This is a genomic window from Bacteroides sp. AF34-31BH, assembly GCF_003602795.1.
Taxonomy (GTDB): Bacteria; Bacteroidota; Bacteroidia; order Bacteroidales; family Bacteroidaceae; genus Bacteroides; species Bacteroides uniformis.
This window is the reverse complement of the sequence record NZ_QTLV01000009.1, coordinates 86,597-113,148: the sequence shown is the minus strand read 5'-3', so window position 1 is coordinate 113,148 and position 26,552 is coordinate 86,597. Positions and strand designations below refer to the sequence as shown.

At 46.8% G+C, this 26,552-nt stretch carries 26 protein-coding genes and 2 tRNA genes; 12 read left to right on the top strand and 16 right to left on the bottom strand.

Features of this window, described 5'->3' with window-relative positions; genetic code table 11:
* The first annotated feature begins 33 nt into the window (after positions 1–33).
* The 3 genes from DWZ67_RS14035 to DWZ67_RS14025 are packed head-to-tail and all read left to right on the top strand — an operon-like array spanning position 34 to position 3,003.
* Positions 34–1,773: a S41 family peptidase gene (locus DWZ67_RS14035; RefSeq protein WP_008666099.1), complete on the top strand. Its 1,740-nt coding sequence runs from the start codon at positions 34–36 to the stop codon at positions 1,771–1,773.
* Positions 1,691–2,221 (top strand): 5-formyltetrahydrofolate cyclo-ligase, encoded by a 531-nt coding sequence (locus DWZ67_RS14030; RefSeq protein WP_120139138.1) that lies wholly within the window; start codon positions 1,691–1,693, stop codon positions 2,219–2,221. The genes DWZ67_RS14035 and DWZ67_RS14030 overlap by 83 nt, the downstream gene beginning before the upstream one ends.
* Entirely contained in the window at positions 2,218–3,003 is a 786-nt protein-coding gene (locus tag DWZ67_RS14025; RefSeq protein ID WP_005835445.1) for a histidinol-phosphatase, read from the top strand. The genes DWZ67_RS14030 and DWZ67_RS14025 overlap by 4 nt, the downstream gene beginning before the upstream one ends.
* On the opposite strand, the gene DWZ67_RS14020 is transcribed toward DWZ67_RS14025, so the two are convergent.
* Together DWZ67_RS14020 and recF are read right to left on the bottom strand one after the other, a co-directional pair.
* Positions 2,996–3,286, bottom strand: coding sequence for a DUF721 domain-containing protein (locus tag DWZ67_RS14020; protein ID WP_005823615.1), 291 nt, complete (start codon positions 3,284–3,286; stop codon positions 2,996–2,998). The genes DWZ67_RS14025 and DWZ67_RS14020 overlap by 8 nt on opposite strands.
* Positions 3,283–4,395, bottom strand: a complete 1,113-nt coding sequence (gene recF / locus DWZ67_RS14015) for a DNA replication/repair protein RecF (RefSeq protein ID WP_005823617.1) — start codon at positions 4,393–4,395, stop codon at positions 3,283–3,285. The genes DWZ67_RS14020 and recF overlap by 4 nt, the downstream gene beginning before the upstream one ends.
* A gap of 237 nt (positions 4,396–4,632) precedes the next feature.
* Between recF and DWZ67_RS14010 the strand changes: the two genes are divergently transcribed.
* The 4 genes from DWZ67_RS14010 (at position 4,633) to DWZ67_RS13995 (ending at position 6,192) form a co-directional block, all read left to right on the top strand.
* Positions 4,633–5,316, top strand: a complete 684-nt coding sequence (locus DWZ67_RS14010; RefSeq protein ID WP_057282025.1) for a tetratricopeptide repeat protein — start codon at positions 4,633–4,635, stop codon at positions 5,314–5,316.
* Between the two features lie 143 nt (positions 5,317–5,459).
* Positions 5,460–5,954 (top strand): 6,7-dimethyl-8-ribityllumazine synthase, encoded by a 495-nt coding sequence (gene ribH / locus DWZ67_RS14005; RefSeq protein ID WP_005823623.1) that lies wholly within the window; start codon positions 5,460–5,462, stop codon positions 5,952–5,954.
* Positions 5,955–6,027: 73 nt separating this feature from the next.
* A tRNA-Tyr gene (locus DWZ67_RS14000) sits at positions 6,028–6,110 on the top strand.
* A 9-nt stretch (positions 6,111–6,119) separates the two neighbouring features.
* A tRNA-Gly gene (locus DWZ67_RS13995) sits at positions 6,120–6,192 on the top strand.
* A 133-nt stretch (positions 6,193–6,325) separates the two neighbouring features.
* On the opposite strand, the gene DWZ67_RS13990 is transcribed toward DWZ67_RS13995, so the two are convergent.
* Positions 6,326–6,622, bottom strand: a complete 297-nt coding sequence (locus DWZ67_RS13990; protein WP_005823625.1) for a hypothetical protein — start codon at positions 6,620–6,622, stop codon at positions 6,326–6,328.
* 173 nt (positions 6,623–6,795) lie between these two features.
* On the opposite strand from DWZ67_RS13990, the gene DWZ67_RS13985 reads away from it, so the two are divergent.
* Positions 6,796–7,359: a Crp/Fnr family transcriptional regulator gene (locus tag DWZ67_RS13985; protein WP_005823628.1), complete on the top strand. Its 564-nt coding sequence runs from the start codon at positions 6,796–6,798 to the stop codon at positions 7,357–7,359.
* Between the two features lie 100 nt (positions 7,360–7,459).
* Positions 7,460–8,614, top strand: a complete 1,155-nt coding sequence (locus tag DWZ67_RS13980; RefSeq protein ID WP_117749700.1) for an acyltransferase family protein — start codon at positions 7,460–7,462, stop codon at positions 8,612–8,614.
* Between the two features lie 90 nt (positions 8,615–8,704).
* On the opposite strand, the gene DWZ67_RS13975 is transcribed toward DWZ67_RS13980, so the two are convergent.
* Positions 8,705–9,070, bottom strand: a complete 366-nt coding sequence (locus DWZ67_RS13975; RefSeq protein WP_117749655.1) for a hypothetical protein — start codon at positions 9,068–9,070, stop codon at positions 8,705–8,707.
* A 130-nt stretch (positions 9,071–9,200) separates the two neighbouring features.
* On the opposite strand from DWZ67_RS13975, the gene DWZ67_RS13970 reads away from it, so the two are divergent.
* Entirely contained in the window at positions 9,201–10,091 is an 891-nt protein-coding gene (locus tag DWZ67_RS13970; protein WP_005823655.1) for a YitT family protein, read from the top strand.
* Here DWZ67_RS13970 and DWZ67_RS13965 read toward each other — a convergent pair.
* The 4 genes from DWZ67_RS13965 to truA all read right to left on the bottom strand — a co-directional run bounded on the left by DWZ67_RS13965 (position 10,078) and on the right by truA (position 12,937).
* Positions 10,078–10,737 (bottom strand): DUF3256 family protein, encoded by a 660-nt coding sequence (locus tag DWZ67_RS13965; RefSeq protein WP_035449988.1) that lies wholly within the window; start codon positions 10,735–10,737, stop codon positions 10,078–10,080. The genes DWZ67_RS13970 and DWZ67_RS13965 overlap by 14 nt on opposite strands.
* Positions 10,734–11,204 carry a GAF domain-containing protein gene (locus tag DWZ67_RS13960; RefSeq protein WP_005835425.1) on the bottom strand — a complete coding sequence of 157 codons (471 nt, stop codon included), beginning with the start codon at positions 11,202–11,204 and terminating at the stop codon, positions 10,734–10,736. Before DWZ67_RS13960 ends, DWZ67_RS13965 begins: the two co-directional genes overlap by 4 nt.
* Before the next feature lie 11 nt (positions 11,205–11,215).
* On the bottom strand, positions 11,216–12,115 hold the full coding sequence (locus DWZ67_RS13955) for a DMT family transporter (protein WP_005823661.1): 900 nt from the start codon (positions 12,113–12,115) through the stop codon (positions 11,216–11,218).
* 69 nt (positions 12,116–12,184) lie between these two features.
* The gene (gene truA, locus DWZ67_RS13950; RefSeq protein ID WP_034523355.1) at positions 12,185–12,937 is read right to left on the bottom strand and encodes a tRNA pseudouridine(38-40) synthase TruA; all 753 of its coding nucleotides are present in this window, start codon (positions 12,935–12,937) and stop codon (positions 12,185–12,187) included.
* 120 nt (positions 12,938–13,057) lie between these two features.
* Here truA and DWZ67_RS13945 point away from each other — a divergent pair, with 120 nt between their 5' ends.
* Complete coding sequence (locus DWZ67_RS13945) at positions 13,058–13,741, top strand: DUF5715 family protein (protein WP_087332972.1); 684 nt, start codon at positions 13,058–13,060, stop codon at positions 13,739–13,741.
* A gap of 17 nt (positions 13,742–13,758) precedes the next feature.
* Here DWZ67_RS13945 and DWZ67_RS13940 read toward each other — a convergent pair whose 3' ends face one another.
* Positions 13,759–14,322, bottom strand: coding sequence for a YdeI/OmpD-associated family protein (locus tag DWZ67_RS13940; protein ID WP_120139106.1), 564 nt, complete (start codon positions 14,320–14,322; stop codon positions 13,759–13,761).
* A 29-nt stretch (positions 14,323–14,351) separates the two neighbouring features.
* Entirely contained in the window at positions 14,352–15,863 is a 1,512-nt protein-coding gene (locus tag DWZ67_RS13935; RefSeq protein WP_120139104.1) for an NAD(P)H-hydrate dehydratase, read from the bottom strand.
* Between the two features lie 389 nt (positions 15,864–16,252).
* On the opposite strand from DWZ67_RS13935, the gene DWZ67_RS13930 reads away from it, so the two are divergent.
* Positions 16,253–17,791, top strand: coding sequence for a peptide MFS transporter (locus tag DWZ67_RS13930; protein ID WP_005835421.1), 1,539 nt, complete (start codon positions 16,253–16,255; stop codon positions 17,789–17,791).
* A gap of 45 nt (positions 17,792–17,836) precedes the next feature.
* Here DWZ67_RS13930 and DWZ67_RS13925 read toward each other — a convergent pair whose 3' ends face one another.
* From DWZ67_RS13925 to DWZ67_RS13900, 6 genes are all read right to left on the bottom strand, one after another.
* Complete coding sequence (locus tag DWZ67_RS13925; protein ID WP_009037086.1) at positions 17,837–18,358, bottom strand: hypothetical protein; 522 nt, start codon at positions 18,356–18,358, stop codon at positions 17,837–17,839.
* Positions 18,359–18,484: 126 nt separating this feature from the next.
* A complete protein-coding gene (locus DWZ67_RS13920) occupies positions 18,485–20,647 on the bottom strand; it encodes a glycoside hydrolase family 97 protein (RefSeq protein WP_009037087.1) in 2,163 nt (720 codons plus the stop codon).
* 31 nt (positions 20,648–20,678) lie between these two features.
* Positions 20,679–21,872 (bottom strand): glycoside hydrolase family 27 protein, encoded by a 1,194-nt coding sequence (locus DWZ67_RS13915; RefSeq protein ID WP_005835417.1) that lies wholly within the window; start codon positions 21,870–21,872, stop codon positions 20,679–20,681.
* 210 nt (positions 21,873–22,082) lie between these two features.
* On the bottom strand, positions 22,083–23,165 hold the full coding sequence (locus DWZ67_RS13910; RefSeq protein ID WP_005835416.1) for a CehA/McbA family metallohydrolase: 1,083 nt from the start codon (positions 23,163–23,165) through the stop codon (positions 22,083–22,085).
* A 23-nt stretch (positions 23,166–23,188) separates the two neighbouring features.
* A complete protein-coding gene (locus DWZ67_RS13905) occupies positions 23,189–25,156 on the bottom strand; it encodes an NPCBM/NEW2 domain-containing protein (RefSeq protein ID WP_207888812.1) in 1,968 nt (655 codons plus the stop codon).
* A gap of 249 nt (positions 25,157–25,405) precedes the next feature.
* A complete protein-coding gene (locus DWZ67_RS13900; RefSeq protein WP_034523353.1) occupies positions 25,406–26,548 on the bottom strand; it encodes a glycan-binding surface protein in 1,143 nt (380 codons plus the stop codon).
* Positions 26,549–26,552 lie beyond the last annotated feature (4 nt).

Below are 26,552 nucleotides of genomic sequence, written 5' to 3'. Positions count from 1 at the left end.
AAATTGTAAATAGTCTAATAGTAAATAAACATCATGAGTACAAAAAATACTTCCCGCTTTATGCCGCTCATCATCGCAATCAGCGTAGTCGCGGGAATCCTTATCGGAACATTTTACGCCAGGCATTTTGCCGGTAATAAACTGGGAATCATCAATAGCTCGTCCAACAAGCTGAATGCCTTGCTGCGTGTTATTGACGACCAGTATGTGGATACCGTCAACATGACCGATTTGGTAGAGAAGGCCATGCCGCAGATATTGGCGGAACTCGACCCCCACTCCACCTACATCCCCGCACAGAAACTGGAGGAGGTTAATTCCGAACTTGAAGGCAGCTTCAGCGGTATAGGCATCCAGTTCACCATTCAGGAAGACACGATACACGTAAACAGCGTGATTCCCGGCGGACCGTCCGAGAAAGTGGGCCTGATGGCAGGCGACCGCATTGTGATGGTCAACGACAGTCTTTTTGCAGGCAAAGGCCTGACAAACGAAAAGGCCATGCGCAACCTGAAAGGTCCGAAAGGAAGCCAAGTGAAGTTAGGCGTCAAGCGTGCCACGGAAAAGGAGTTGCTCGACTTCACCATCACACGCGGTGACATCCCGCAAAACACCATTGATGCAGCCTATATGCTCGATGATGACTATGGCTATATACAAATCAGCAAATTCGGACGTACCACACACGTGGAGCTGCTGAATGCGATTGCCCAACTGAGCCACGAGAAGTGCAAAGGCCTGATTATCGACCTGCGCGACAATACCGGAGGATACATGGAAGCCGCCACACGCATGGTGAACGAATTCCTGCCGGAAGGGAAGTTGATTGTATATACCCACGGCCGCAAATATCCCCGCATGGAGGAATATGCCAACGGTACCGGCAGTTGCCAGAAGCTGCCGCTAGTGGTATTGGTAAACGAGAGTTCCGCTTCGGCCAGCGAAATCTTTGCGGGCGCCATTCAGGACAATGACCGCGGAACCATTGTAGGACGCCGTTCCTTCGGCAAGGGACTCGTACAGCAACCCATCGACTTCAGTGACGGTTCCGCCATCCGCCTGACCATTGCCCGTTATTACACCCCATCGGGCCGTTGCATCCAGCGCCCCTACGAGAACGGCAAGGACAGCAAATACGAAATGGACTGGATTACCCGTTACGAACACGGCGAGTTCTTCTCCAAAGACAGCATCAAATTGGACGAAAACCTGCGTTACTCTACCGGTTTGGGCAGACCCGTATACGGCGGCGGTGGCATTATGCCGGACGTATTCGTTCCGCAAGACACAACCGGAGTATCTTCTTACCTGATAGAAGTAAGCAACAAGGGACTGATTCTGCAATTCAGCTTCCAGTATACCGACCGCAACCGTGCGAAATTGAGTGAATACGACAATGAAGAAGATTTGTTGAAGTACCTTCGCCACCAAGGTATCGTGGAGCAGTTTGTACGTTTTGCAGACTCCAAGGGAGTAAAGCGACGCAACCTGCTTATACACAAGTCTTACAAGCTACTGGAAAGAAGTCTTTACGGCAACATTATCTATAACATACTGGGAAGGGAGCAATACATCCGCTACATCAACCAGAGCGATGCTACCGTCAAGAAGGCATTGGATATTCTGGAACGTGGCGAGGCATTCCCCAAAGCTCCGGAAGCGACACCAATCATAGAGGATACAAAAGATGATGGAAAGGAAAAAAGAACTGCGCAGGCAGGTAGCTTTGTTGAAGACCCGACACAGCTCTTCCACTACGCGTCAGTCTGCTGAAATACTTGCCGCCCTCGAGGCACATCCTGCTTTCAGGGCGGCAACAACCGTACTGCTTTACCACTCTCTCAAAGACGAAGTGGACACGCACGAATTTATCCGGAAGTGGAGCCGCGAAAAGCGGATACTGCTTCCGGTAGTTGTAGGTGACGACCTGGAACTGCGGCTGTACACCGGACCCGAAGACTTGAAACCTGGCGCATACGGCATCGAAGAACCAACCGGCGAGCTATTTACCGACTATGCAGACATAGACTTCATAGCGGTTCCCGGCGTGGCATTCGACCGTAACGGCAACCGTCTGGGGCGCGGTAAAGGTTACTACGACCGACTTCTGCCCCGCATCCCATCAGCCTACAAAGCCGGCATCTGTTTCCCGTTTCAACTCGTAGAAGAAGTTCCTGCGGAACCGTTTGATATACGCATGGATGAAATCATAACGCAATGAAAACTAATTATCATACACACACCACACGCTGCATGCATGCCACCGGAGATGACGAAGACTATGTGCTCAGCGCCATCAAAGGCGGTTACCGGATACTCGGATTTTCGGACCACACTCCCTGGAAATACCGTACTGACTACGTAGCCGACATGCGGATGCTCCCCGAGGAGCTCCCCGGCTACGTGGAGAGTCTCAAGACGCTCCGTGAGAAATACCACGACCGGATAGACATCAGAATAGGACTTGAATGTGAATACTTCCCCCAATATATCCATTGGCTGAAAGAGCAAACCAAGAAGTACCAACTGGACTATATCATCTTCGGAAACCATCACTACCACACCGATGAAAAGTTCCCCTACTTCGGCCATCATACAGACAGCCGCGACATGCTCGAACTTTACGAAGAGAGCGCCATCGAAGGTATGGAAAGCGGATTATTCTCCTGCCTTGCCCATCCGGACTTGTTCATGCGCTCCTATCCGAAGTTCGACCACCATTGCACTACCATCAGCCGGCACATCTGCCGTACTGCTGCACGCCTGAATGTCCCGTTGGAATACAATATAGGCTATGTAGCCTACAATGAAGCGCACGGCTTATCCACCTACCCGTGCCCGGAGTTCTGGCGAATCGCTGCCAATGAAGGCTGTACAGCTATCATCGGACTGGATGCGCATGACAACAAGGATTTGGAAACTCCGATGTATTATGACCGGGCAGTCCGGGAATTAAAGGAACTGAAGATTGAAAGAATAGATGAGCTGAGGATGCTCATCTGAATATGATATTCGTTATGACCTGGGCCCCCACATGACGATTCAAGTTGCGCACCAGCAACTCGCGCCCCATCATCAGTTCCTGGCGCAAAGCAGCAGAAGTGAGGTGCACATAAAGCACCTGGTTCTTTATATAAAGTTCACGGGTGTAGGAGGCAATGGTAGGCCCCAGCACTTCGGGCCACGCACTGATAAGCCGCCGTTCATTCAGCGGAGACTCCAGACTTTCCTGCCTGAGGTAATGACGGATAAGTTCACCTATCTGTTCGGCATTATTGCGCTTCATGCCTCTTCCTCCTTCATTTCGGCAACCGTTCCCTGCTCCACACGGAACATCTTATAATCACTGCCCACTTTATGCAGAATACGGTCCAGGTGTTCGCGGTTGGTATCGGTTATAAAAATCTGTCCAAAACTGTCGCCTGCCACCAACTTGATGATTTGCTCCACACGCGAGGCATCCAGCTTGTCAAAGATATCGTCCAACAACAACAAGGGAACAGTGGTCCCGGTACGTTTCAGGAAATCAAACTGTGCCAGCTTCAACGCTACCAGATAAGTCTTGTTCTGTCCCTGCGACCCTTCACGCTTGATGGGGAAATCTCCCAAAAGCATATTCAGCTCGTCCTTGTGCACACCGCGCAACGAATAGCCCATAATCTGGTCGCGAGCACGGCTTTCCTTCAGCACTTCCAGCAAAGAGGCATCGCGGGCATGGGAGTCATAGCTTAATCCCACCTTCTCCCTATCTTGCGAAATGAATGAATAGAAAGACTGGAAAATAGGAATAAACTCACGGATAAAGGCCTCACGTTTGCGGAACACCACTTCACCGGCTTGTGCCATCATCTCCTCCCAGACCAGAAAGAGCTCTTCCTCCACCGGCTGTTCACTCTTCAGTAAGGTATTCCGCTGCACCAAAGCTTTATTGTATCGTATCAAAGCATCCAGATACTCTTTGTCGTACTGCGAGATAACCACATCCATAAAACGTCGGCGTTCATCACTGCCTCCTGCTATCAACTCCGAATCGGCAGGCGAGACCATGACCAAAGGCAGGAAGCCGATATGGTCCGACAAACGCGTATACTCCTTCTTGTTTCGCTTGAACTGTTTCTTCTGGCGCCTCTTCATACCACAGTAGATTTCCTCAGGAGTCCCATCGGCAGCCTCATAAAACCCTTGAATAACAAAGAAGTCGGCATCATGGCAGATATTCTGGGAATCAATGGGATTACCGGCACTTTTACAGAAAGACAAAAAATACACCGCATCCAGCAGGTTCGTTTTCCCCATGCCGTTCTGTCCGAAAAAGCAGTTTAACTTGGGCGAGAATGAAAGCTCCACCTGCTCCAAGTTCTTATAATTGAGTATAGATATACGTTTCAGTATCATTATAGTAACGATGAGTTCGGTTACAAAGATAATGCAAAACCGAAAGCAGTACAAAATAAGCCTGCTTATTTTTAATACAGAGGTGAAGCCCGGCTTATTGAAAAGTAGAAATAATTTCGGTGTTTTCTGATACAAAACAAAAAAAGATGCCGCTAAATTTCGTTGATAGCTATAAAAAACTTACTTTTGCGGGTCGAAATAGATAAATAAGAATAATAACAAAAAGATTATATAAAAATGGCAGAACAAAAAAAGACGAATGAAGCCTTAAACGTGGAGGATGCACTGACACAATCGGAGGCCTTTTTCATTAAGAACAAAAAAGCAATCATCGGCGCTGTAGTAGCAGTAATCATCATCATTGCCGGTGTAGTGATGTACAAGAACCTTTATGCAGACCCCCGTGAAGAAAAAGCACAAGCTGCCTTATTCAAAGGGCAAGAATACTTCGAAGCAGACGCTTATGCACAAGCACTGAACGGTGATAGCATCGGTTTTGCCGGATTTGTAAAAGTGGCAGACGAATACAGCGGCACAAAAGCAGCCAATCTTGCAAAAGCCTATATGGGTCTCTGCTATGCACACCTCGGTAAATATGACGAAGCAGTGAAAGCATTGGACAGCTTTGACGGAGACGACCAAATGGTAGCTCCTGCCATGAAAGGTGCTATGGGTAACTGCTATGCGCAGCTCGGCCAACTGGACAAAGCCGCTTCCATGCTGCTGAAAGCCGCCAACGAAGCCGACAACAACTCCCTCAGCCCCATCTACCTGCTGCAAGCTGGAGAAATCCTGGTAAAGCAAGGTAAGTATGACGATGCAATCCAGGCGTATACCACTATCAAGGATAAATACTTCCGTTCATACCAGGCAATGGATATCGATAAGTATATCGAACAAGCCAAACTATTGAAGAAGTAATATACCTTATTATAAAAATATCTCAGGCACGGATTACACGGAAAACACGGAAAGACACAATAGCCGTGAATCCGTGTAGTCCGTGCCTCTTTTATCTCTCCTCTCCCTTTAATTTTCAATTATTAATTCTTAATTCCTTATTTATGGCAACAGCTTATCACAATCTTTCAGACTACGATTTCAGTTCTGTACCCAGCGCGGAAAAAATGAAATTCGGCATCGTTGTATCTGAGTGGAATTATAATATTACCGGCGCTCTCCTAAAAGGTGCCATAGACACCTTAAAAAAACATGGAGCCAAAGATGAAAATATTCTGGTAAAAACAGTACCCGGCAGTTTTGAACTGACTTTCGGCGCCAACCAACTTATCGAATACAGCGAAGTCGATGCAGTTATTGCAATTGGTTGTGTAGTCAGAGGAGATACTCCACATTTTGACTATGTTTGCATGGGTGCTACCCAAGGAATTACCCAATTAAACGCAAGTGGCGATGTACCAGTAATTTACGGATTAATTACTACCAATACTATGGAGCAAGCAGAAGACCGCGCCGGTGGCAAGCTGGGTAATAAAGGAGACGAATGTGCAATTACTGCAATAAAAATGATAGATTTTGCTTGGAGTTTACAAAAATAGTCGTATCTTTGCACCGCAATTGAGAAACAAACCTACTCAATGAGAGAATTGAGATAGAATCTTAAGTGCAAAAGGGCAAATACCAGAGTGGCCAAATGGGGCAGACTGTAAATCTGCTGGCTTACGCCTTCGGTGGTTCGAATCCATCTTTGCCCACAAAAAATTGCGGAAGTAGCTCAGTTGATAGAGCATTAGCCTTCCAAGCTGAGGGTCGCGGGTTTGAGCCCCGTCTTCCGCTCTTCTGAAAATCAGATAGTTATCGCAAGATTTCTATCTGATTTTTGTTTTTAGAGAATGCTGAATTTAGTGTGGTTTAACCGAGTGAGTTAAACCAGGAAGTCAACCGAATGACGCAAAGCACAAATTCATGGTTATTTAAATAAGATATTTCTGAGAATATCATCTAACCACGGCTCTTTCATCTTTTCCACAAAAACATCATTCTTTAGTTGAAAAGCCTTTTTGTAAACACTCTGCATTTTCAAATTATAGCGCACCGTATCATAGCGGACTACTGACTGGTAAAATCCGGTATCAACAGCGACAATTTCATTTTCTATTCTCAATGTATCCTCAGCTGTATCGGAAACTCTTCCAGTCTCCATCTGTGCGAATGAAATGCAGCTACCTCCGATTAGAGCCAATAATGTTACCAATATTTTATTCATACGCTACTGTTTTCTACAAAGATACAATATTCAAAGAACAAACATCTCTTTTACAAAAAAAATTCCATTATACCATAAACGCTTATAAGGCAACGCACACATTTGTATATCAAAGTTCAGTTTTAGTTAATAAAATTATGTAAGTTTGTAAACGAATAAAAAGCTCCCCTCCAATGAACAACATCATTCATAAAATCAGGCAGATTTATCCGGTTTCCGAAGAAGCTCTTCAGGCATTGCTGATGAATATGCAGGTAAGACACTACCCTAAAGGAACTTATATAGTACAAGCAGGAGTGACAGACCGTTTGGTTTATTTCATTGAGGAAGGGGTCACCCGTTCCGTATTTCATCACGACGGACAAGATACCACCACTTGGTTCAGCCAGGAAGGTGATGTAACCTTCGGAATGGATTCACTGTACTATCAGCAGCCGTCAGTAGAAAGCATTGAAACTCTTTCGGACTGCAAAATCTACGTCATCCACATAGACAAGTTAAATGCTCTCTACGAAACATATATTGATATAGCCAACTGGGGCAGAATACTGCATCAGAACGTAAACAAAGAGCTCAGTCATATGTTTGTGGAAAGGCTCCAACTGCCTCCCAAAGAGCGGTATGAACAATTTAACCGCCGTTACCCCAGACTGATAAATCGGGTGAAGCTAAAATATGTGGCAGCCTTCCTGGGTATTTCCATCTATACTCTCAGCCGGGTACGCGCAAAAAAATAGAAGATTGCCGTTCTTTTTTGCTTTTAAGCAAAAGAACTTCGCTTCGCATGGCGTATCTTTGAGATCCGAAAACATTAACCAAACAACAGAAAAAAAACAGATGTCGCACATTTCATCTTCTGCCTTTTCAGACACCAAAGCACATTATGACCTTCTCGACGGGCTCCGTGGCGTAGCAGCCTTGATGGTTATATGGTATCATATATTCGAAGGCTATGCTTTTGCCGGTGGTAGCATTATCGAAACCTTCAACCACGGCTATTTAGCTGTAGATTTCTTCTTTATACTATCGGGATTCGTTATCGGGTATGCTTATGACGACCGTTGGGGCAGGAACCTCACAATGAAAAACTTCTTTAAACGGCGCCTGATACGTCTCCATCCGATGGTCATTATGGGAGCTGTCCTGGGTGCCATTACTTTCTGTCTTCAAGGATGCGTACAATGGGACGGAACACATATTGCCCTCTCCATGATTATGCTGTCCCTTCTTTGCACTATATTTTTTATTCCCGCAATGCCAGGTGCAGGTTATGAAGTCCGTGGTAATGGCGAAATGTTTCCTTTGAATGGTCCATGTTGGTCCTTGTTTTTTGAATATTTAGGCAACATCCTTTATGCCTTGTTTATCCACCGCTTATCAAACAAAGCCCTTGCCGTACTGACAATATTGCTGGGAGTGGCATTGGCATCATTCGCCATTTTCGACATCTCCGGATACGGAAATATGGGGGTAGGCTGGACACTGGACGGAATAAACTTTGGCGGCGGATTGCTGAGGATGCTTTTTCCTTTCTCCATGGGCATGCTTTTGTCGCGCAACTTCAAGCCTATCAAGGTGAAAGGTGCTTTCTGGATATGTGCCATTGCATTGGTTACCTTGTTTTCAGTGCCCTACTTGGAAGGTGCAACACCGGTCTGTACAAATGGCATTTATGAAGCGTTCTGTGTAATCATCGCTTTTCCGGTTCTCGTCTGGTTAGGAGCTTCCGGTACCACAACGGATAAAAAATCGACCCAGATATGCAAGTTCCTGGGAGATATATCCTATCCAGTCTATGTGATACATTATCCATTTATGTACTTGTTCTATGCATGGCTCATCAAGAACCAGCTCTTCACGTTGGAGCAGACTTGGCAGGTTGCCTTGTGTGTTTACGCATGGAACATATTATTGGCTTATCTATGCCTGAAATTCTATGATGAACCGGTACGGAAATATCTGGCCAGACGCTTCTTGAGCAAGAAACGGTAAAGGGGCCACCACAGATTACACAGATTTGCACAGATAAAAATCCTTGAGATAAATTAATCTGTGTAAATCTGTGTAATCTGTGGTGCATTATCATTCCAGATAAAGTGGCTCCACCACCTCCGTCACATTCTCATGGAACCACTCATCCAATTTAGCTTCAACCTTGTCTTTTATCTGTGGAGTGATGTATTTCTTCACTTTCTTATAAGCATAAACTGCGGCAAATCCCTTCCCTACCATAAAGACTTGTCCCAAAAGGTCTTCTATACTGGTAGGAAATACAATGGCCACCAAAGCAATCATGATATTTGTCTTTTCACTCTCCGGAGTAGAATCTGCAGTCAGTACATAATAAGCAGTCAGTACGGGACGACCGGCTGCCCGGCCACCTTTCTTTATATACTCCTCTACTTTAAGACGAATCTCGTCCATGGAAAAATTCATTTTCATATTCATAATCTCCTCTTTTTATTTATTAGACGCAGAAAGATAAAGTTTGGTTGCAAAAATCCGCATTTTTTTTCAACATTATACCCTAAATAAGCAGTATCTTTGCACCGCATTTTCACAACCACATAAAATTATAATGAAAACAATAGTAAACGTTCCCTCCCGACAGAACACCATGCGCGAACTGCGGGATTATCTGATGATTGCCTTAGGCATGGTCTTGTACGGTATCGGCTGGACAGTCTTCCTGCTTCCCAACGATATTACTACCGGTGGCGTACCGGGCATTGCATCCATCGTATATTTTGCCACTGGATTTCCCGTCCAATATACGTACTTCGCCATCAACTTCCTGCTTCTATTGCTTGCTCTACGTGTGTTGGGATGGAAGTTCAGCGTAAAGACAATCTTTGCCGTATTCACCCTGACCTTTTTCCTTTCCATTATCCAGAAACTGACCGAGGGTGTTGTCCTCCTGCACGACCAGCCTTTCATGGCTTGTGTCATCGGTGCCTCCTTCTGCGGTAGCGGCATCGGCATCGCCTTTTCCAACAACGGCAGTACTGGCGGCACGGACATCATTGCCGCCGTAATCAACAAGTACCGCGACATCACGCTGGGCAGAGTCATGTTGATATGTGACCTTATCATCATCTCGTCCAGTTACTTTGTTCTAAAAGATTGGGAAAAGGTGGTGTATGGCTACGTCACTCTATACATATGCAGCTTCGTGCTCGACCAAGTGGTGAACAGTGCCCGCCAGTCCGTACAATTCTTCATCATCAGCGATAAATATGAGGAGATAGCCAAGCACATCCAGGTATATCCTCACAGAGGTGCAACGGTCATCAACGCCTCGGGCTTCTATACGGGAAAAGAGATAAAAATGCTGTTCGTGCTGGCCAAGAAGCGGGAGTCCACCATCATTTTCCGGCTCATAAAAGACATAGACCCCAATGCCTTTGTATCACAAAGTGCAGTCATCGGAGTCTATGGAGAGGGATTCGACAGAATCAAAGTGAAGTAGAGGATTTCTCGAACTTCCCTTGATTCCAAGTATAAACAATAGGACGGCGGACAAACGGTTTCAGTTTCTCCGCCGCTTCTTTACCCATGTAATCGGTCGTGGTAAAAGTGAATGCCAACGTGGCATCCTTCGCAGAAAGGTCCGCTTTCATCAGCAGCATGTCGGCCTGGCGACGGGCATCCTGATACTCATAGACATCCACCGTATCCGCGGCCTCAGCGATAAAATCATCCAGAACGGGCAATGCCGGCAGGTAGGACGAAGCAACCAGCTCCTTCCAGTCTGTCGTATAGAACTTGACATGGCTGTCGCAAGCCGGAGCACAAACCGTAGATACCACACAAACCACTTTCGTGCTGTCGTTGACAGGCAAGAGCTTCATCTGCCACGAGCTCTGGGGAGTCATCTTCACATGTATATAATCCGGGGCAAGTTCCGTCATTTCCGATTTACCACCAAAGCTGTTGGTCACCTCAGCTTTCATCTTACTTTCCAGAAAGTCTATAAAATCCGCACGGTTCACGGCACTAAGCAACGGACATATAGAATCCGGCATATTCTTAAAACACGTCTTGGCTTCCTGGGCCTGCAAATACCCCCATCCGATGAAAGCCAAAATCAAAAAAGCACTCAGTTTTCTTATCATAACATTTTAATCATTTCTTCAAGGAAACGGGCATCTGTTTCATCAAAACCGCCCAAATCGTCACTGTCAATATCCAATACTCCCCACACTTCACCGTCCTCACGCTTCAGCGGAACCACGATCTCCGAACGCGACAGCGAGCTGCAGGCTATATGTCCGGGAAATGCATCCACATCGGGCACAACCAACGTCTCGTCTTTATCCCATGCCGTGCCGCAAACACCACGGCCTTTCCTGATGCGCGTACAAGCTATCGGTCCCTGGAAAGGTCCTAACACCAATTCTTCACCCTTCACCAAATAGAAGCCTACCCAAAAGAAATGGAAAGTCTCTTTCAGCGCCGCCGAAACATTCGCCAGATTGGCTATCAAGTCATCTTCACCTGCCAGCAGATTTTTCAGTTGAGGAAGCAAAGCGCGATATTTCTCTGTCTTGCTACCAGCATTTATATATAGGTCTTCTGCCATATATCTCTTGTTTATTTACTCCCCAAATATAGGAAGAACATTCCAATCAACACCAAAATGAGGTCGACAGCCTTGCTTTTTAAATTCTTTTCACGGAAGAAAAGCGCACCGAAAAGGAAGGAAACAACAACGCTTCCACGACGCACCATCGAAACGATGGAAATCATGGAGTCCTCATAGCTCAGGGCATAAAAATAGACAAAGTCTGCCGCACAAAGGAAAATGGAGATACAGATAATGGTCCAGTCCCAACGAAACGGGGTACTTTCTTTTCGCTTGGGGTACCACAACAGCAAGATAATGGGGCACATGATAAAGACTTGGTAGACATTATACCACGACTGCACCAGCATCGGATTGAGCTGCTTCATCAGATATTTGTCATACAGCCCACTGACAGCTCCAGCAACGGCAGCCAGCACGATGAAAAGAATCCATTTGTTATGCTTGAAGTCGATTCCCTCCTTCTTGCCCGAACGGCTCAGCATGAAAAAGGATACTATGGCAAGCATCACGCCAATCCATTGATAAAGGTTCAAGCGTTCGCCAAACACAAGCATGGCACCTACAAGCACCATCACGGGGCGCGTCGCATTAATCGGTCCCACGATGGTCAGCGGCAGATGCTTCATCCCGAAATAACCGAATATCCAGGAAGAGAGCACGATAAACGACTTGACAACAATAAACTTATGCACCTCCCACCCCACCACGGGAACATCAAACATCGTACCTCCCAACACCGACGGCGCAAAGGCAGATACCAGAATGAAAGGAAGAAATATCAGGCTCGAGAACAGCGTGTTCAGGAAAAGTACCGGCAGTACGGCATTGTCACGAAGCGACTTCTTCTTGAAGACATCGTAAAATCCCAATAAGGCAGCAGAGAGGAAAGCAAGCAATAACCACATAGAGTTAATTAAAAATTAAGAATTAAAAATTAAAAGGAGGGGGGTACGTTTTTGTAGTGCATCCCTCTTTTATTCTAAAAAAGTAGTTTCCGGATAGGCTACATCCACTAGAAACAATGCATTTCCGGGAACGGAGGTTCCTGCCTGACAACGGTCCTTCTGTTCGATGACGCGTCGGAAACCCTCAACAGAAAGTTTTCCGCGACCCACTTCGAGCAAAGTACCGACAATGGCGCGTACCATGTTCCGCAGGAACCGGTCGGCCTGGATGGTGAACACCCAGGTCACATCGTCTACCCGGGTCCAGGCGGCATGCATAATCTTGCAATTATTGGTTTTGACATCCGTATGAAGTTTGCTGAAGCTGGTAAAGTCCGTATAGTCAAACAAGGTTTGGGCAGCCTCATTCATCCGTTCAAAGTCCGGTGTTTGGAACAGACGGCAACGGTATTGACGATTGAAAGGCATCTTGGCAGTAGTGACGTAATACTTATACATCCGCGCCGTAGCATCAAAGCGGGCATGTGCATCGGGCTTCACGGCCCGCAAGCGGTATACGGAAATATCGGGAGGAAGCAGACGATTCAGCTTATCCGTCATAAAAACAGTGTCCAGAGGAGAATCACTGTCAAAGTGAGCTACCATCAGTGAGGCATGCACCCCGGCATCGGTACGCCCCGCTCCCACGACTTCCACCTCGCGACGCAGCAAGGTACTCAGCGCCTTCATCAAACACTCCTGCACACTCGCTCCATTCGGCTGGATTTGCCAGCCGTGATAAGCGGTGCCATCATAAGCCAGGTATATAAAATATCGTTGCACGGTCTTTTTTGTGTGCAAAGATAGTGCAAACTTAAGAAGGTTTGAATTATCTTTGCAAGGTTTTCACCACAGATTACACAGATTAACGCAGATTTTTCACAGACATAGTACATTTATAAGATGAGATATTCTTCCAGAATCCTACCTATACTGATAATTGTCGCAGCTGCCGCAACATTCACCTTTGCCGGCTGTAAGAAGAAGGACATGTCGCTCAAGTTGAACGAACCGCGCAACATTCGGGGTGTTGTCAGCTACAAGCGCTCGTTCGGAGACTTGAATGAGAAACATCTCAATGTAGCCCAAGCCATCGGCATACGTGTACTTTCATCCCGCGAGGAAGCAGAAAAGATGAGAGAGCAACTGCAACCTATCACGACAAACGAGCTCTATGCCGTGGATTCACTGACGCATTCCATCCCTTATCTCATTCCGGGCGCCGCCAGCCTGCTGGACACCATCGGACACAACTTCCTTGATTCACTGACCGCCAAGGGGCTGAATCCAAACAAGATAATTGTGACTTCCGTACTCCGCACCCAAGACGACGTAAAACGCCTGCGCCGCCGCAACGGCAATGCTTCTCCAAACTCGGCACATTTCTACGGAACGACATTCGATGTCAGTTGGAAGCGCTTCCAGAAAATAGAAGACGAGGATGGACGCCCCTTGCAGGACGTCAGCGCAGATACCTTGAAACTGGTTCTTTCGGAAGTGCTCCGTGACCTGCGGAAAGCCGACAAATGCTACATCAAGTACGAGTTGAAGCAAGGATGCTTCCACATTACGACAAGAGGGAAATAAGTGGAAAAGAATTAGCGTTAATAGTATTTTTCAATCCCGCCGAACCCTATTATTATTTTGTTTTCTTTCGTTTTACAGATAAAGTTGTTTAATCGCCTTTCAAATTCTTCCGGTCGTTTCCTCGCCGCTTCAATGTATGCGATTCGGATACGTTTATAGGGGTCAGAGAAACTCTGATAATTCTTCCATATTCTTTCATCCTCTTTCAATCTGCCGATTATATCATTTGGAAAAACAAAAGGAACCGACAAGACAGTTCGTATTTTATCCTCAAATTCAGGATGTATCATTTTATGCTCCAGCAACCATTTCAACCTTTCTTTGTTGGCTTGCGAATAGGTGCTTTTAGGATTTCTGGGCGTGAAACGCTGAATTTTATGTTCTTTGTCAAGTGACTTTATCGTGCTGTCAATCCACCCGAAACAAAGGGCCTCTTCAACAGCATCATTGTATATAATACTTTTCTCGCTTGAAGATTTAGTAGGAAACACAAACCAGACTCCATCGGCAGTATCGAAATTGTCAGCCAGCCACTTCCGCCAATCTTTTCTGTTTTCAAAATATCTTATTTCTGTTGACATGACAAGCCATCCAAATTACACTTCTCTCCTTATTCTTCCAGCATCTTCCACGCTAGCGGCAGGCAGGCAGCAATATCCCCTGCCGTCATCCCCACTACCCCCTGCTTCTTGCAGGCAACATCTCCCGCCAGTCCGTGCACATACGTGGCCAGGCAAGCAGCCTTCTCCGGCTCATAGCCCTGGGCAAGCAGGGCAAGCACTACTCCCGTCAGCACATCACCGCTGCCTCCCGTTGCCATACCCGGATTGCCGGTAGGGTTGAAAAAGCACTTCCTGGCAGGAGTGACAATGGCAGAATAAGCACCTTTCAAGATGATGTGCACTCCGGCGCTCTTCGCCAGCTCGCGAGCCTTCATCAGGCGTTCGTACGAATTCTGGCATTTGCCTACAAGACGCTCCAGCTCCTTGGGGTGCGGAGTCAGAATACTCCCTTTGGGCAGACGCCCTATATAGTTACGCTTCTCGCCCAGCAAGTTCAGGGCATCGGCATCCACCACCATCGGAGTCTGGCATGTCTCTATCTGCTCCAGCAGAGCCGCCTCGGTCTCTGCCGCCTTTCCCAGTCCCGGACCTATCGCCACGGCCTGGTAATCGTCCGTATCAGTAGCGGCGGCAAAGCAGGTGTCGCTGATGTCCAGCTCCGTCATGGCTTCGGGCACGGAAGTCTGCACAATGAAGTTGTTGCAGAACGGCACATGCACCGTCAGCAGCCCCACCCCCGAACGCAGACAAGCACGCGCAGCCAGCACCGAAGCTCCCGCCATTCCCTGCGAACCGGCTATCAGCAGTGCACGGCCGAAGTTCCCCTTATGGGCAAACCGGCTGCGCGGCTTCAGCAGGGCAGACACATCTTCATGCTCCAGCAGGCAGAAGTCCGTTTCCATGTCATGGATGACATCCTCGCTGAGTCCGATGTCCAGTAACTGCCATTCGCCCACATACGGCTCGTTCTCGGCAAAGAGAAATGCCAGTTTCGGCAATTGCAGGCTCAGCGTCAGATGGGCACGGACGATATTCGTATGTACGTTGTAGGTATTGTCCTCACCCATCAGTCCCGATGGGATATCGATGGACACCACCGTGGCGGGCGAAGCGTTGATGTACTTCACTACGGCTGCAAAACCGCCGCTCAGAGCCTTGTTCAAACCGCTGCCGAAGAGACCGTCTATCACCACATGGTCTGCCGTCAGCACGGGAGGTACAAACTGGGTGGTCACTTCGTGGAAGTCCACACCCGGCACGTCGGCCAGCCGCTCCTTGTTCGTCTCGCAGTCCGGCGAAAGCGTCCCTTTCGTATTGAAGAGATACACCTCGAGCCGGTAGCCCTTCCCGGCCAGCAGTCGCGCCAGGGCAAGCGCATCGCCACCGTTGTTCCCCGGTCCGGCAAAAACGGTGAGCGGCGTGTCCGGCTCCCAACGCTCGGCAATGGCACGGGCCAATGCGCGTGAGGCACGTTCCATCAAGTCGATGGAGGCAATCGGTTCATTCTCTATGGTATCTGCATCCAGTTGCTTGATGCTTGTAGTAGGAAATATCTTCATAATAGGATTATCTTAAAATCGTAGAGCAAAGATAGGGCTTTGATTTCAACTGTACAAAGAGAAGACGTTTTTTATCAAGTTGCTTTGCCCCCCGGGAAAAAATATCTGCTCCGTAAGGAAAAGTTGTCTTCAATGCAAAGGATTCTTAGAACAAAGCCTTTATTCTTAGAAACAAAAGCTCTATTTCTATAAACAAAAGCTTTATTTACAGAAACAGAAATTCTGTTTTAAGTTTGCGTAGGCTTACGGATAAGTTTGCACAAGCTTGTCGGCAAGTTCCCGCAGGCTTGTCGGCAAGTTTCTAATTATACCCATTAACTTACGCAAAATAATGACTAATTTTGTACCCTCAACATATAATAAAAGCCAAAACAATAAAAGCATATTCAATGAGTACATCCCGACACCCGAAAGGTCTTTACCTTATCTTCGCCACCAGCACGGCAGAGCGTTTCAGCTACTACGGCATGCGTGCCATCTTCATTCTGTTCCTCACCCAGGCACTCCTTTTCGACAAGGAGCACGCCGCCTCCATCTACGGCAGCTACACCGGACTGGTGTACCTGACACCCTTAATCGGCGGCTACATCGCCGACAAATACTGGGGCATCCGCCGTTCCGTCTTCTGGGGGGCCATGATGATGGCAGTCGGCCAGTTCCTGATGTTTGCCAGTGCCTCGATGCTGGAGGCGCGTGAGCTTTCGCATTGGCTGATGTACGGCGGACTGACTTTCCTTATATTGGGCAACGGCTGCTTCAAGCCCACCGTCTCCTCCCTGGTGGGGCAGCTCTACGAGCCGGGTGACAAACGGCTGGATTCCGCCTACACCATCTTCTATATGGGTGTCAACGTGGGTTCCTTCCTCGCCCCGCTGGTCTGCGGCTATTTTGGCGAGACGGGCAACCCTCACGACTTCCGATGGGGCTTCCTCATTGCCGCCATCGTCACCGTGCTGACGGTCGTCCTCTTCGAAACCCAGAAAAACAAGTACCTCATCGGCCCCGATGGCAAGCCCCTCGGCATTATCCCCGACGCCCGCAAGGAGCGGCCCCAGGCAGACAACACCGCCCGGAAGAGTGCCCACGCCAACGGACGGCCCATGCGCAACTACCTGCTGCTCGCCCTGCTTGCCATCGCGCTTGCCGGTTTCTTCTACTGGTGTTTCGGGAGCGATTGGATAAGCATCGGCATCTTCACCGCCTGCATCGTGTTTCCCGTCAGCATCCTGCTGGAAGGCTCACTCACCAAGACGGAGCGCGACCGCATCTTCGTCATCTACATCATCGCCTTCTTCGTCATTTTCTTCTGGGCGGCCTACGAGCAGGCAGGCGCCTCGCTCACGCTTTTCGCCTCCGAGCAGACCGACCGCGTCATCCTGGGGTGGGAAATGCCCGCCTCCTGGATTCAGTCCTTCAACCCCTTCTTTGTGGTGATACTTGCCGCCATCATGCCGGGCGTATGGGGCGCCCTGGGCAAACGGGGCATGGAGCCCGCCTCGCCCACCAAGCAAGCCATCGGCCTGCTACTGCTTTCACTGGGCTATCTCGTCATCTGCTTTGGGGTGAAAGATGTTCAGCCGGGCATCAAGGTGAGTCTCATTTGGCTGACGGGGCTCTACTTCATCCATACCATGGGCGAAATCTGCCTCTCGCCCATCGGACTCTCCATGGTGAACAAGCTCACGCCCATCCGCTTCGCCTCGCTGATGATGGGGATATGGTACCTCTCCACCGCCACTGCCAATAAGTTTGCAGGCACGCTGAGCGGGCTCTACCCCGAAGCCGGAAAGGTAAAGACGCTGCTGGGTTATCGCATCGAGACAATGTACGATTTCTTCATGGTGTTCGTCGTCATGTCTGCCACGGCATCGCTTATCCTCTTCCTGCTTTCAAAGAAATTACAGAAGATGATGCATGGAGTGGAATAAAAATCGCATGTTTAAAGTAGAACCCAACGAAGTACAACTCTTTTTTCACATTAAAAACAACATTACATGGCCACACACCGCCAATAACCCCATAAGAGGAACAACAGCAATTCCACAAAAAATTCTGTTTATATCCAGAACAGACACTGTTTTGCCACGACGCAATTCTATGAACAATGCAAAGTCCATCATAAGTGGTACCACATTGACCGGATATGAAAACATGGCGAATATCAGCCAAGCAGCCAATGCGGCTTTCAATGTCCTTTCATCAGAAAAGACAAACGGTGACACCACCAGCAGGAACAATACAAGCCCGCACATTCCGGTTTCCACTGCAATATGCAACAGTTCATTATAGGGATAAGTCACGTTGTCAGCTACATCCAGAAAAGCGAATTGAGGATGATTTCTGAAATAATCCGCCTGATAGAACATGTATTCCTTTTCAAAAGAGAAAGCATACAATAAAACAGCAACAACCAGTCCCACAACAAGATACCCGCCCAGCGGTCCCGGATTATTGAAAGTGCCCGTCACATCAAACAGAGGATGGCAACTCGACAAAAAGCGTTCCTTTATGATTCACCTTTCGCGCCAAAATAGCAAGAGGACTAACAGTATCTTCTGTTTCAGTGTTTTCAGAGGCATTCTTGTTTTAGCAATGATAAAAAATGGTATCTAACAATCAACTTATTTCCATTTCTTCACTCCTTCCATATTTTCCGGTGTAGCTTCTATCAGGCTCAAGGCAAATCCACCGCTACGTGCCAGCTTCACATTCATCTTGTTCTTGCTCGTCACGATGCCCTTCTTAATCTGATAAGCGGTAGCATTTTTTTCAAAATCAGCATCTTTGGCATCGGCATAAAGCGTGGCTATGTACTGCTTGCCCGGCTCCAGGAAGTCGAGAACAAAAGCTGAAGTGCGTGCATGCTCATCGGTGATGCCTCCCACAAACCAATTCTCCGTACCCTTGGCTTTACGGGCCACGGTAATATAGTCTCCCGGCTCCGCTTCAAGGTACTTACTGTCGTCCCAGTCTACTGCTACGTCCTTGATGAACTGGAAAGCATCCAAATGGGGTTCATAATTCTCCGGCAAATCGGCAGCCATCTGCAGTGGGCTGTAGAGGGTGACGTATAATGCCAGTTGCTTTGCCAGCGTGGAATGAATCTGCCCGTGATTGTCATGATTCATAAAATTCAGATAAATGTCAAAGATGCCCGGGGTATAATCCATCGGACCACCTATCAAGCGAGTGAAGGGGAGCACAGTAGTGTGGGAAGGCTTGTTGCCGTCATAAGGCTCGAATTCCGTGCCACGGGCTGATTCATTGCCAATCAAGTTGGGATAGGTGCGGCACAAACCTGTAGGACGTACTGCCTCGTGCGCATTCACACAAATCTTATATTCGGCAGCTTTTTGTATGGCATAGAGGTAATGATTGTTCATCCATTGTCCATAGTGATGTTCTCCGCGAGGAATTATATCGCCCACATAACCACTCTTTACAGAGTTATAGCCATTATCCGCCATAAACTGATAGGCTTTGTCCAGATGACGTTCATAATTGCGTACCGAAGCAGAAGACTCATGATGCATCATCAGCCTGACCCCTTTACTGTGTGCATAGGCATTCAGCATCTTTACGTCAAAGTCGGGATAGGCAGTCACAAAGTCGAACACAAAATCGCGCGAACTTCCACCCCAGCTTTCCCATCCTTCATTCCAGCCTTCTACCAATACTTGGTCGAAACCATGTTCGGCGGCAAAATCTATATAGCGTTTCACTCTTTCATTAGTGGCTCCATGCCGACCGTTCGGCTTGATTTTCGTATAGTCGTTTTCTCCAAAACGCATGGCAATCAGTTCATCTGTATAACTCCACGACTTCTGACCGGTAATCATCTCCCACCATACGCCTACATACTTCACCGGTTTAATCCACGAAACATCTTCATAGGCACAAGGTTCGTTCAGGTTCAAGGTAAGTTTGGAGGCAAGCATATCACGGGCGTCATCGCTCACCATGATGGTACGCCACGGAGTCTTCCCGGGAGCTTGCATATATGCCTTGTTTCCCAAAACATCCGGGGTCAACCACGATTCAAAAACCAAGTTCTTTTCATCCAGATTGAGATGCATACAAGAATAGTCCACCAAAGCCGCTTCATGCAAGTTGATGTATAGACCATCGTCCGTCCTCATCTGCAAGGAGGTTTGCACACCCGTGGGCGAGAAAACGAACTGGGAAGCATTCACCGTCACCGCCTTATCCATTAAACCGCGAATTTCGGACAAACGGGACTCTGTATAGTCATACTCCTGCGTGTCATAGTCACCGGGAATCCAGAAAGCGGTATGGTCTCCGGTCATGGCAAACTGGGTATACTCCTCTTTTACCGTAAAATAGTGCAGAGTTCTTTGTAAAGGAAACTCATAACGGAATCCCAAACCGTCATCGTAAAGACGGAAACGGATAACGATATGGCGGTTCTGCTCCTTCTGGTCCAACGTCACAGCCAGCTCATTGTAATGATTCCGTATCTGCGACACTTCTCCCCACACAGGTTTCCATGTTTCATCGAAAGTTGAAGCCCCGGCTTCCACAAGTGTAAAACCATTCATCAAGCCCGGGTCACCCACCAATTCCAAGCCCAGTTTCGATGGATTAACCACGGCTTTCTCTTTGTAAAACAACTGATAGACCGGCTCTCCCAAAGCATTTACGGTAAACTCAAGACGGAGATTTCCATCAGGCGAAGTGATACCTTCGGCCATCGCCACCTTTCCTACTACCACGAAAAGCAGAAAGCAAATCCACTTCACAGATGCATAATGCATGTTCTTCATATTTTTTTATTAATGGTTTCTAAATCTATCATTACTGTTTAGGAGTCAACTTCAGCAACACGACACCGTGTGCAGGAATATCAAACTGCATCTTATCCTTGGTACTTCCGATGTCCTTATGTTTCCATAAGTCGCGTACTTTGTATTCTTTCTCCCAGAAGCGGACATCTGCAAAAGAGAGGTTTTCTTTCTGCAAAACGGTTTCCACATTCCAGGGTTGTTCATCGCGGTTAAAGAAACATACTGCGGCTTCACCATTGGACAACTGCTTCACCCAAATTTCATGCTCACCCACTTTCATGTATCGTCCACCTTGTTTGCCAAGCTTGTCCTGATTTACTGCAATCACTTCTTTATTTGTCAAAATTCCAAGTGTCTCCTTGTCCATTTTACGAATATCATTACCCGCGAGCAAAGGGGCAGCAAGCATACACCACATCGTGAAATGAGAGCGATTCTCTTCCATCGTCAGCACACCATTACCCACCTGAAGCATGTCCGGGTCGTTCCAATGTCCCGGTCCGGCGTATTTGTGCAAGTCGGCATTCTTGTCAATGATTTCTACGACACCGCATCCTCCCCAATAATTAATACCTTTAAAAGCATTGATAATGTCACCGGTAGTCCTCCAAAGATGTCCGATGCCTTTTGCCCATGTCCAAGGCTGGCTGTTTCCCCACTCGCAAATAGAGAATACGATAGGACGCCCGGAAGCCTTCAGGGCATCACTCATTGTTTTGTAGGCAGCTTGAGGATTCTGGCCTTCATCAAAACACCAGTCATACTTCAAATAATCCACTCCCCATTCCGCATAAGTGCGTGCATCCTGAAACTGATAGCCACGGCTTCCCGGTCGTCCGGCACAAGTCAGCGTTCCCGCACATGAATAAATACCGAATTTAAGTCCTTTGGAGTGTATGTAATCTGCCAAAGCCTTGATGCCGGAAGGAAAATTCTTTTCATCAACCAGAATGTTTCCTTCATTATCCCGGCCTACCTGCCAACAATCATCTATATTGAGATACTCATATCCTGCATCCTTCATGCCGGTAGACACCATCAAGTCTGCAATCTCACGAATCTGTTTTTCATTAATGTTACAACTGAAGCAATTCCAACTATTCCACCCCATAGGAGGAGTCAAAGCCAAAGAATCGGTACTGTTTGCACGGGCAGAAATGACAGTGCAAACTACAAATAATAAACATAAAAATCTGTTTTTCATAATACAATTGTTTTTCAAGGAATAATTAAATATTTCAAGTTTCGCAAGTTACCTTTGCGCTTTCAAAACAATCTCAACGCTCTTCCTCCGAGAGAGAGCATTAAGATACAACAGTTCATCAACAATCTGAAAAATTTGAGAAACTTCAGTTATTATAAAACACAAAATCAATGGTTCCTTAAATATCAGATTATCGGTCTTATAAAACCACTATCGCAATGATGCTATATCAATCACCAACCGGCTATCATCCGTGATGTGTGTAGTAGTAAACTTTACTTTATCATCCAGCCTTACCTTAATCTCTACTGTAGCATTGCCAAGGATAGTACCAGCCTTGTTGTCCAGTAGAATTTCAAAGTTCAATGTCGACTTGTTCGTCACTTTCACCAGAGCCTGATTGCCTTTCACCTCCTTCACTTCATAAGAGAGGCACGCCTTGACCAGAGATAGCAGGTTCTTCTCAGAGCCTATCAGTATATCCCCGAACTTCACTACCGAACGCCCGGCAAGGAGAGCTTCTTTCACTCCTTCCTGAGAACGTTCTTTGGCAAATACAATCGTCATCGGTCCACTTTGTTTGTCCGTACGATACGTTTGCTTATAAACGCCATGTATATCGGTATTTCCCATATATGTCAGGCCGTATTCCTTACAGTAATTAAAAGCTTTCGGATAGTACTCAAAGCCGTTCACCACCTCTATTCCATGTATCTTTTTTTGCTTAATCAAATCTTTATGGACATTATATAAAGTGCTTGTGTCGTTAGGCCACCCCGGATGATTCCACATAATGAAGGCCCCTTGCTCCAAAGCGTTGTCAACAGCTCTCAGAGGATCTTCCACGTCCAGCGCATTGGCATCCGTCAAGAAGAGAGCATTGATGTGCCCTATCGGCTTGGAACGGGTTATCTCGGCTCCCTGAATTACTATCAGATTGGAAGCTTTCTCTACAGTCTTTGCCCTTTTGTAAGATTCGTTATGGTCGGCCTTGATATAGTCTTTATTGGGGCGATATTCTATATGGTCGGTAATGGCTATCACATCCAGCCCGCGAATAGCAGCTTCCCACACCCGATTTTCAGGTTTTATATCTCCATCGGAGAAGATGGTGTGGGTATGAAAATCACACTTCAGAGTTTTATATCCTTCCACATCGGGGATATAAATATATTCGCCCGAATAAGGCTGCTGTGCTTCCGGTACCTTCACTACTTCCAGGCCCTGCAACTGTGCAGAGCCCCGAAGTGTGAAAGCCGATAAAAAAAACAAAGATAAAATTAACTTTTTCATTCGTCTCTCTATTTTATAGTTTGCTATTTTGCAGGAGTAATCTTCACGAAGGTGACACCGTGATAGGGAACTTCCGTCCGGAAGATGCCGTTCACCTCTCCCAAGTCTTTCTGTCGCCACAAGTCACGAACCATTGCTTTTCCTTCAATGCCAAGCTGTTTCAAATCAAAATCAAAAGCATACTCTCTCATCTGCATAGCTTCAGCATCCTCCTGATCCCAAAGAATGAAATAAGGGTCTACATGGAAGAAGCCCACCGCATAAGAACCGTCGTACAGTTTTTTACTCCATACTTGGCCGTTCTCTACCATCATCTTCTTGGCGGGAGCCACCATGGGGTCTTGGCTGACTGCTATCACTTCGTTGTTGGTCAGCAGATTCAGCGTAAAATCGTCCATATTTGCCATGTCGCAACCTATGAGCAAAGGAGAAGAAAGAAGGCACCACAAAGAAATATGAGAGTACTGTTCGTCTGCCGTAAGATATGAATCGTGCACTTTGCTTCCCCAGCCTTGACCAAGCTTGCCAACAACCAGCATGTCGGGGTCATTGTTTCTGCCCGGAGCCGTAGCATCCGCACAAACATCCTGGAAAGTACCTATAGCTGTCACAACATTCCATTCGTCCGTGATGTCGCGAGTAGTGCGCCATTGGTTTCCTCCTGCTTCCGGTGCCCAGTTCCACACATTGGGAGCGCCATAACCCACACAGTAAACAATGTCACGGTTCACCTTATCCAATGCCTTGCGCATCACGATATAGGGTTCCTGAATAGTCTTCTCTTCCGAATCTTTTTCTATCTCCAAATATCCGCAATAGTCATATTTCAAATAATCCACTCCCCAGCGTTCCCATGTCTTGGCATCAATTTCTTCGTGCTGGTAGCTGCCCACATGTCCGCCACAAGTGATATGTCCCGGTGAGGAATAAATACCGAACTTCAAGCCCAATCCATGAATATAGTCTGTCAATGCCTTGAAATCGGGGAATTTATCGTTTGAAAGTATCTCGCCCTGCTTGGTACGCGACGCAGCTTCCCAACCATCATCTATATTCACGTATTCCCATCCGTAGGCATGCAGTTTTTCGTTCATCATGCGGGCTGCGTCACGCACTTTCTCGTCGTTCACAGAAAGCCCCCAACAGTTCCAACTGTTCCATCCCATAGAAGGAGTCAAGGCTATGGCATCTCCTATTTTAACAGTTACCTCTTTCTGGGCCGTACCTTTGTCATTGGTGGCTTTGAGCGTTACCTTATACTCTCCCTCTACTGTGGCTTTACCCGTAATGCGACCGGTAACAGCATCCAATTTCACACCAGCCGGAAGCCCTTCGGCCTCAAACTTCATGGGGTGGTTGCCGGTAGCCATCACAGACCATAGGAACGGATTACCCGGACGTGCGCCATAGACCAGCGGATTGTTGATGACCGGACTTTCGGGAGCAGGAGGCGTAAGGATATACTTCTCCTTTGCCACCGGTTTTGCCCACGCAGGAACAGGTTTCACATCGCCACGAGTCGTTATCTTCACATTGAGCCAGTCGGCATGGTCGTACATAATGCCGTCACCACATTCTTCTACCAATAGCAGCACTTTGTCCACCCCTTTCAGGTTTACATTAAACTCTTTTACTGGGTCTCCTTTCTGCATCACTCCACTCTTCCAGAGTTCCTTCTTGTCACCGAGAATCTTGAACTGAAGTTTGCCTGCAAACAAGTTCTTGTCATCAGCTCCTGCCAAACCGGAGATCGAAACGGCCTTTCCATCCAAATCGTACAGCAGGCGGCTGATGGAATGGGCACCAAGTCCACGTTCATAAACAACTCCATTCACTGTAAGCGGAGTATGTACTACGGAACGGTTGACTTCAAGCATTCCCCAGTCCTGAACATAACAGGAATCTTGACCGAATTCATCCAGCCACACTTCTTTAGTAGGCCCGTTGTCGCAAGACTGCAAGCTCCAAGCGCCCATCAACATTGCAGCCATAAGTGCTGCACATTTTTTAATTTTCATTTCTTTGTGTTTTTTGTAAAATCAAGTGAGATTATACTCGCCTGCAAGATCCAATTTATTGTAAATAATCCCTACCAGCATGCGATGTTTTTAAAAAGCCCCTCCAGGGCACACTCTGAGAGGGGCTATAATCAGTATACGACTGAATAGGGTTCACTTCGGAACACAATTCGCGAATCCCCAAAAGCGGCCATTATCCGTAATGATCAATTACCACATCAATCAATCGCCTTTTCTACAAATACGAATATTATCGAATGCAAAATTACGGGCTATCTCAGGATCTATCTCCAAACGCATATTGAAGCTTGTGTACGAACCTGGATGGTAGTCCGGATAATCCTCTGACAAATATACATTAAACGGCAACGTAATTGTCTCCCAACGGTTGAAGTTCTGTATATTAAAGTCTGTAGCAACCCAATCGCATGTGGGAGCAGCCCAATAAAGATAATTACAGAACCTTATTCTGTCCTTGATGAATTGATTGGATGTGCGGAATTCACATTTCACCACATAATTCTTACATGATTCAAGTCCTAACATATCATCAGTATAAGGTATATCGCCTCTTTCTGCAATATACCACCAAGAGCTATATTCAGATTTATCATCTATTCTCAAGAAGTTACCGCTCAACCGTTGTGGATCTTTCTCATCAGTCACCACATTTGTCATAGAACTGGGCAAATATTCGTCAAAGTCCATAATCATAAAATCACAATCGTAGTAACGTCCGGGGCATACCGCCTCAACATTATACTTCACCCCTTTCACTTTAATTTTTATGTTCTTATCTACATCAACCGGTACTTTAGCAGTCAGATAATTATTAGCCGATTTAATGACCGGAGATACCTTTCCATTGAAATCGACAACAGCATTGAGCGAATCTATTTCATAGAGGTTGAAGAAATCTCCATAAATCATAATCGTATCACCCGGTGCCGTATATTCATTGAACATGCGGGAAAGCTTTAAATTGGGCGCTACCGTTTTAAAAGGAATTTCAAAACAACCGGCCGTATTATAAATACTTATTTTATCGGTTTTCTTGGTTGCCAGCTTTACCGGTATCTTTATAAACAGAATATCATCTTCTGTATATACCTCTTGCATATCCAGCTTAATGTCATCAATCAAAATAGAATCGATATTATGAACATCCAAACCGGTTCCATGAACAGCTATAAAATCCCCCAAAGCAGCTTCTTCAATGGTGGTATTCATATCAGCAATGGTGGTCACATTGGTCAGTTCAATAGGAAGTGCAACTCCGTTATCGTCAGAGCAAGATGTCCAAGAAATTCCCATAAGAAGAGCACCGACGAGATACATCTTCCTAAAACTCAATATCTTTTTCATTGTA

Coding starts and splice junctions, on each gene's coding strand:
- DWZ67_RS14035 (WP_008666099.1), top strand. CDS start 34: ATGAGTACAAAAAATACTTCCCGCTTTATGCCGCTCATCATCGCAATC.
- DWZ67_RS14030 (WP_120139138.1), top strand. CDS start 1,691: ATGGAAAGGAAAAAAGAACTGCGCAGGCAGGTAGCTTTGTTGAAGACC.
- DWZ67_RS14025 (WP_005835445.1), top strand. CDS start 2,218: ATGAAAACTAATTATCATACACACACCACACGCTGCATGCATGCCACC.
- DWZ67_RS14020 (WP_005823615.1), bottom strand. CDS start 3,286: ATGAAGCGCAATAATGCCGAACAGATAGGTGAACTTATCCGTCATTAC.
- recF (WP_005823617.1), bottom strand. CDS start 4,395: ATGATACTGAAACGTATATCTATACTCAATTATAAGAACTTGGAGCAG.
- DWZ67_RS14010 (WP_057282025.1), top strand. CDS start 4,633: ATGGCAGAACAAAAAAAGACGAATGAAGCCTTAAACGTGGAGGATGCA.
- ribH (WP_005823623.1), top strand. CDS start 5,460: ATGGCAACAGCTTATCACAATCTTTCAGACTACGATTTCAGTTCTGTA.
- DWZ67_RS13990 (WP_005823625.1), bottom strand. CDS start 6,622: ATGAATAAAATATTGGTAACATTATTGGCTCTAATCGGAGGTAGCTGC.
- DWZ67_RS13985 (WP_005823628.1), top strand. CDS start 6,796: ATGAACAACATCATTCATAAAATCAGGCAGATTTATCCGGTTTCCGAA.
- DWZ67_RS13980 (WP_117749700.1), top strand. CDS start 7,460: ATGTCGCACATTTCATCTTCTGCCTTTTCAGACACCAAAGCACATTAT.
- DWZ67_RS13975 (WP_117749655.1), bottom strand. CDS start 9,070: ATGAATATGAAAATGAATTTTTCCATGGACGAGATTCGTCTTAAAGTA.
- DWZ67_RS13970 (WP_005823655.1), top strand. CDS start 9,201: ATGAAAACAATAGTAAACGTTCCCTCCCGACAGAACACCATGCGCGAA.
- DWZ67_RS13965 (WP_035449988.1), bottom strand. CDS start 10,737: ATGATAAGAAAACTGAGTGCTTTTTTGATTTTGGCTTTCATCGGATGG.
- DWZ67_RS13960 (WP_005835425.1), bottom strand. CDS start 11,204: ATGGCAGAAGACCTATATATAAATGCTGGTAGCAAGACAGAGAAATAT.
- DWZ67_RS13955 (WP_005823661.1), bottom strand. CDS start 12,115: ATGTGGTTATTGCTTGCTTTCCTCTCTGCTGCCTTATTGGGATTTTAC.
- DWZ67_RS13945 (WP_087332972.1), top strand. CDS start 13,058: ATGAGATATTCTTCCAGAATCCTACCTATACTGATAATTGTCGCAGCT.
- DWZ67_RS13940 (WP_120139106.1), bottom strand. CDS start 14,322: ATGTCAACAGAAATAAGATATTTTGAAAACAGAAAAGATTGGCGGAAG.
- DWZ67_RS13935 (WP_120139104.1), bottom strand. CDS start 15,863: ATGAAGATATTTCCTACTACAAGCATCAAGCAACTGGATGCAGATACC.
- DWZ67_RS13930 (WP_005835421.1), top strand. CDS start 16,253: ATGAGTACATCCCGACACCCGAAAGGTCTTTACCTTATCTTCGCCACC.
- DWZ67_RS13920 (WP_009037087.1), bottom strand. CDS start 20,647: ATGAAGAACATGCATTATGCATCTGTGAAGTGGATTTGCTTTCTGCTT.
- DWZ67_RS13915 (WP_005835417.1), bottom strand. CDS start 21,872: ATGAAAAACAGATTTTTATGTTTATTATTTGTAGTTTGCACTGTCATT.
- DWZ67_RS13910 (WP_005835416.1), bottom strand. CDS start 23,165: ATGAAAAAGTTAATTTTATCTTTGTTTTTTTTATCGGCTTTCACACTT.
- DWZ67_RS13905 (WP_207888812.1), bottom strand. CDS start 25,156: ATGGCTGCAATGTTGATGGGCGCTTGGAGCTTGCAGTCTTGCGACAAC.
- DWZ67_RS13900 (WP_034523353.1), bottom strand. CDS start 26,548: ATGAAAAAGATATTGAGTTTTAGGAAGATGTATCTCGTCGGTGCTCTT.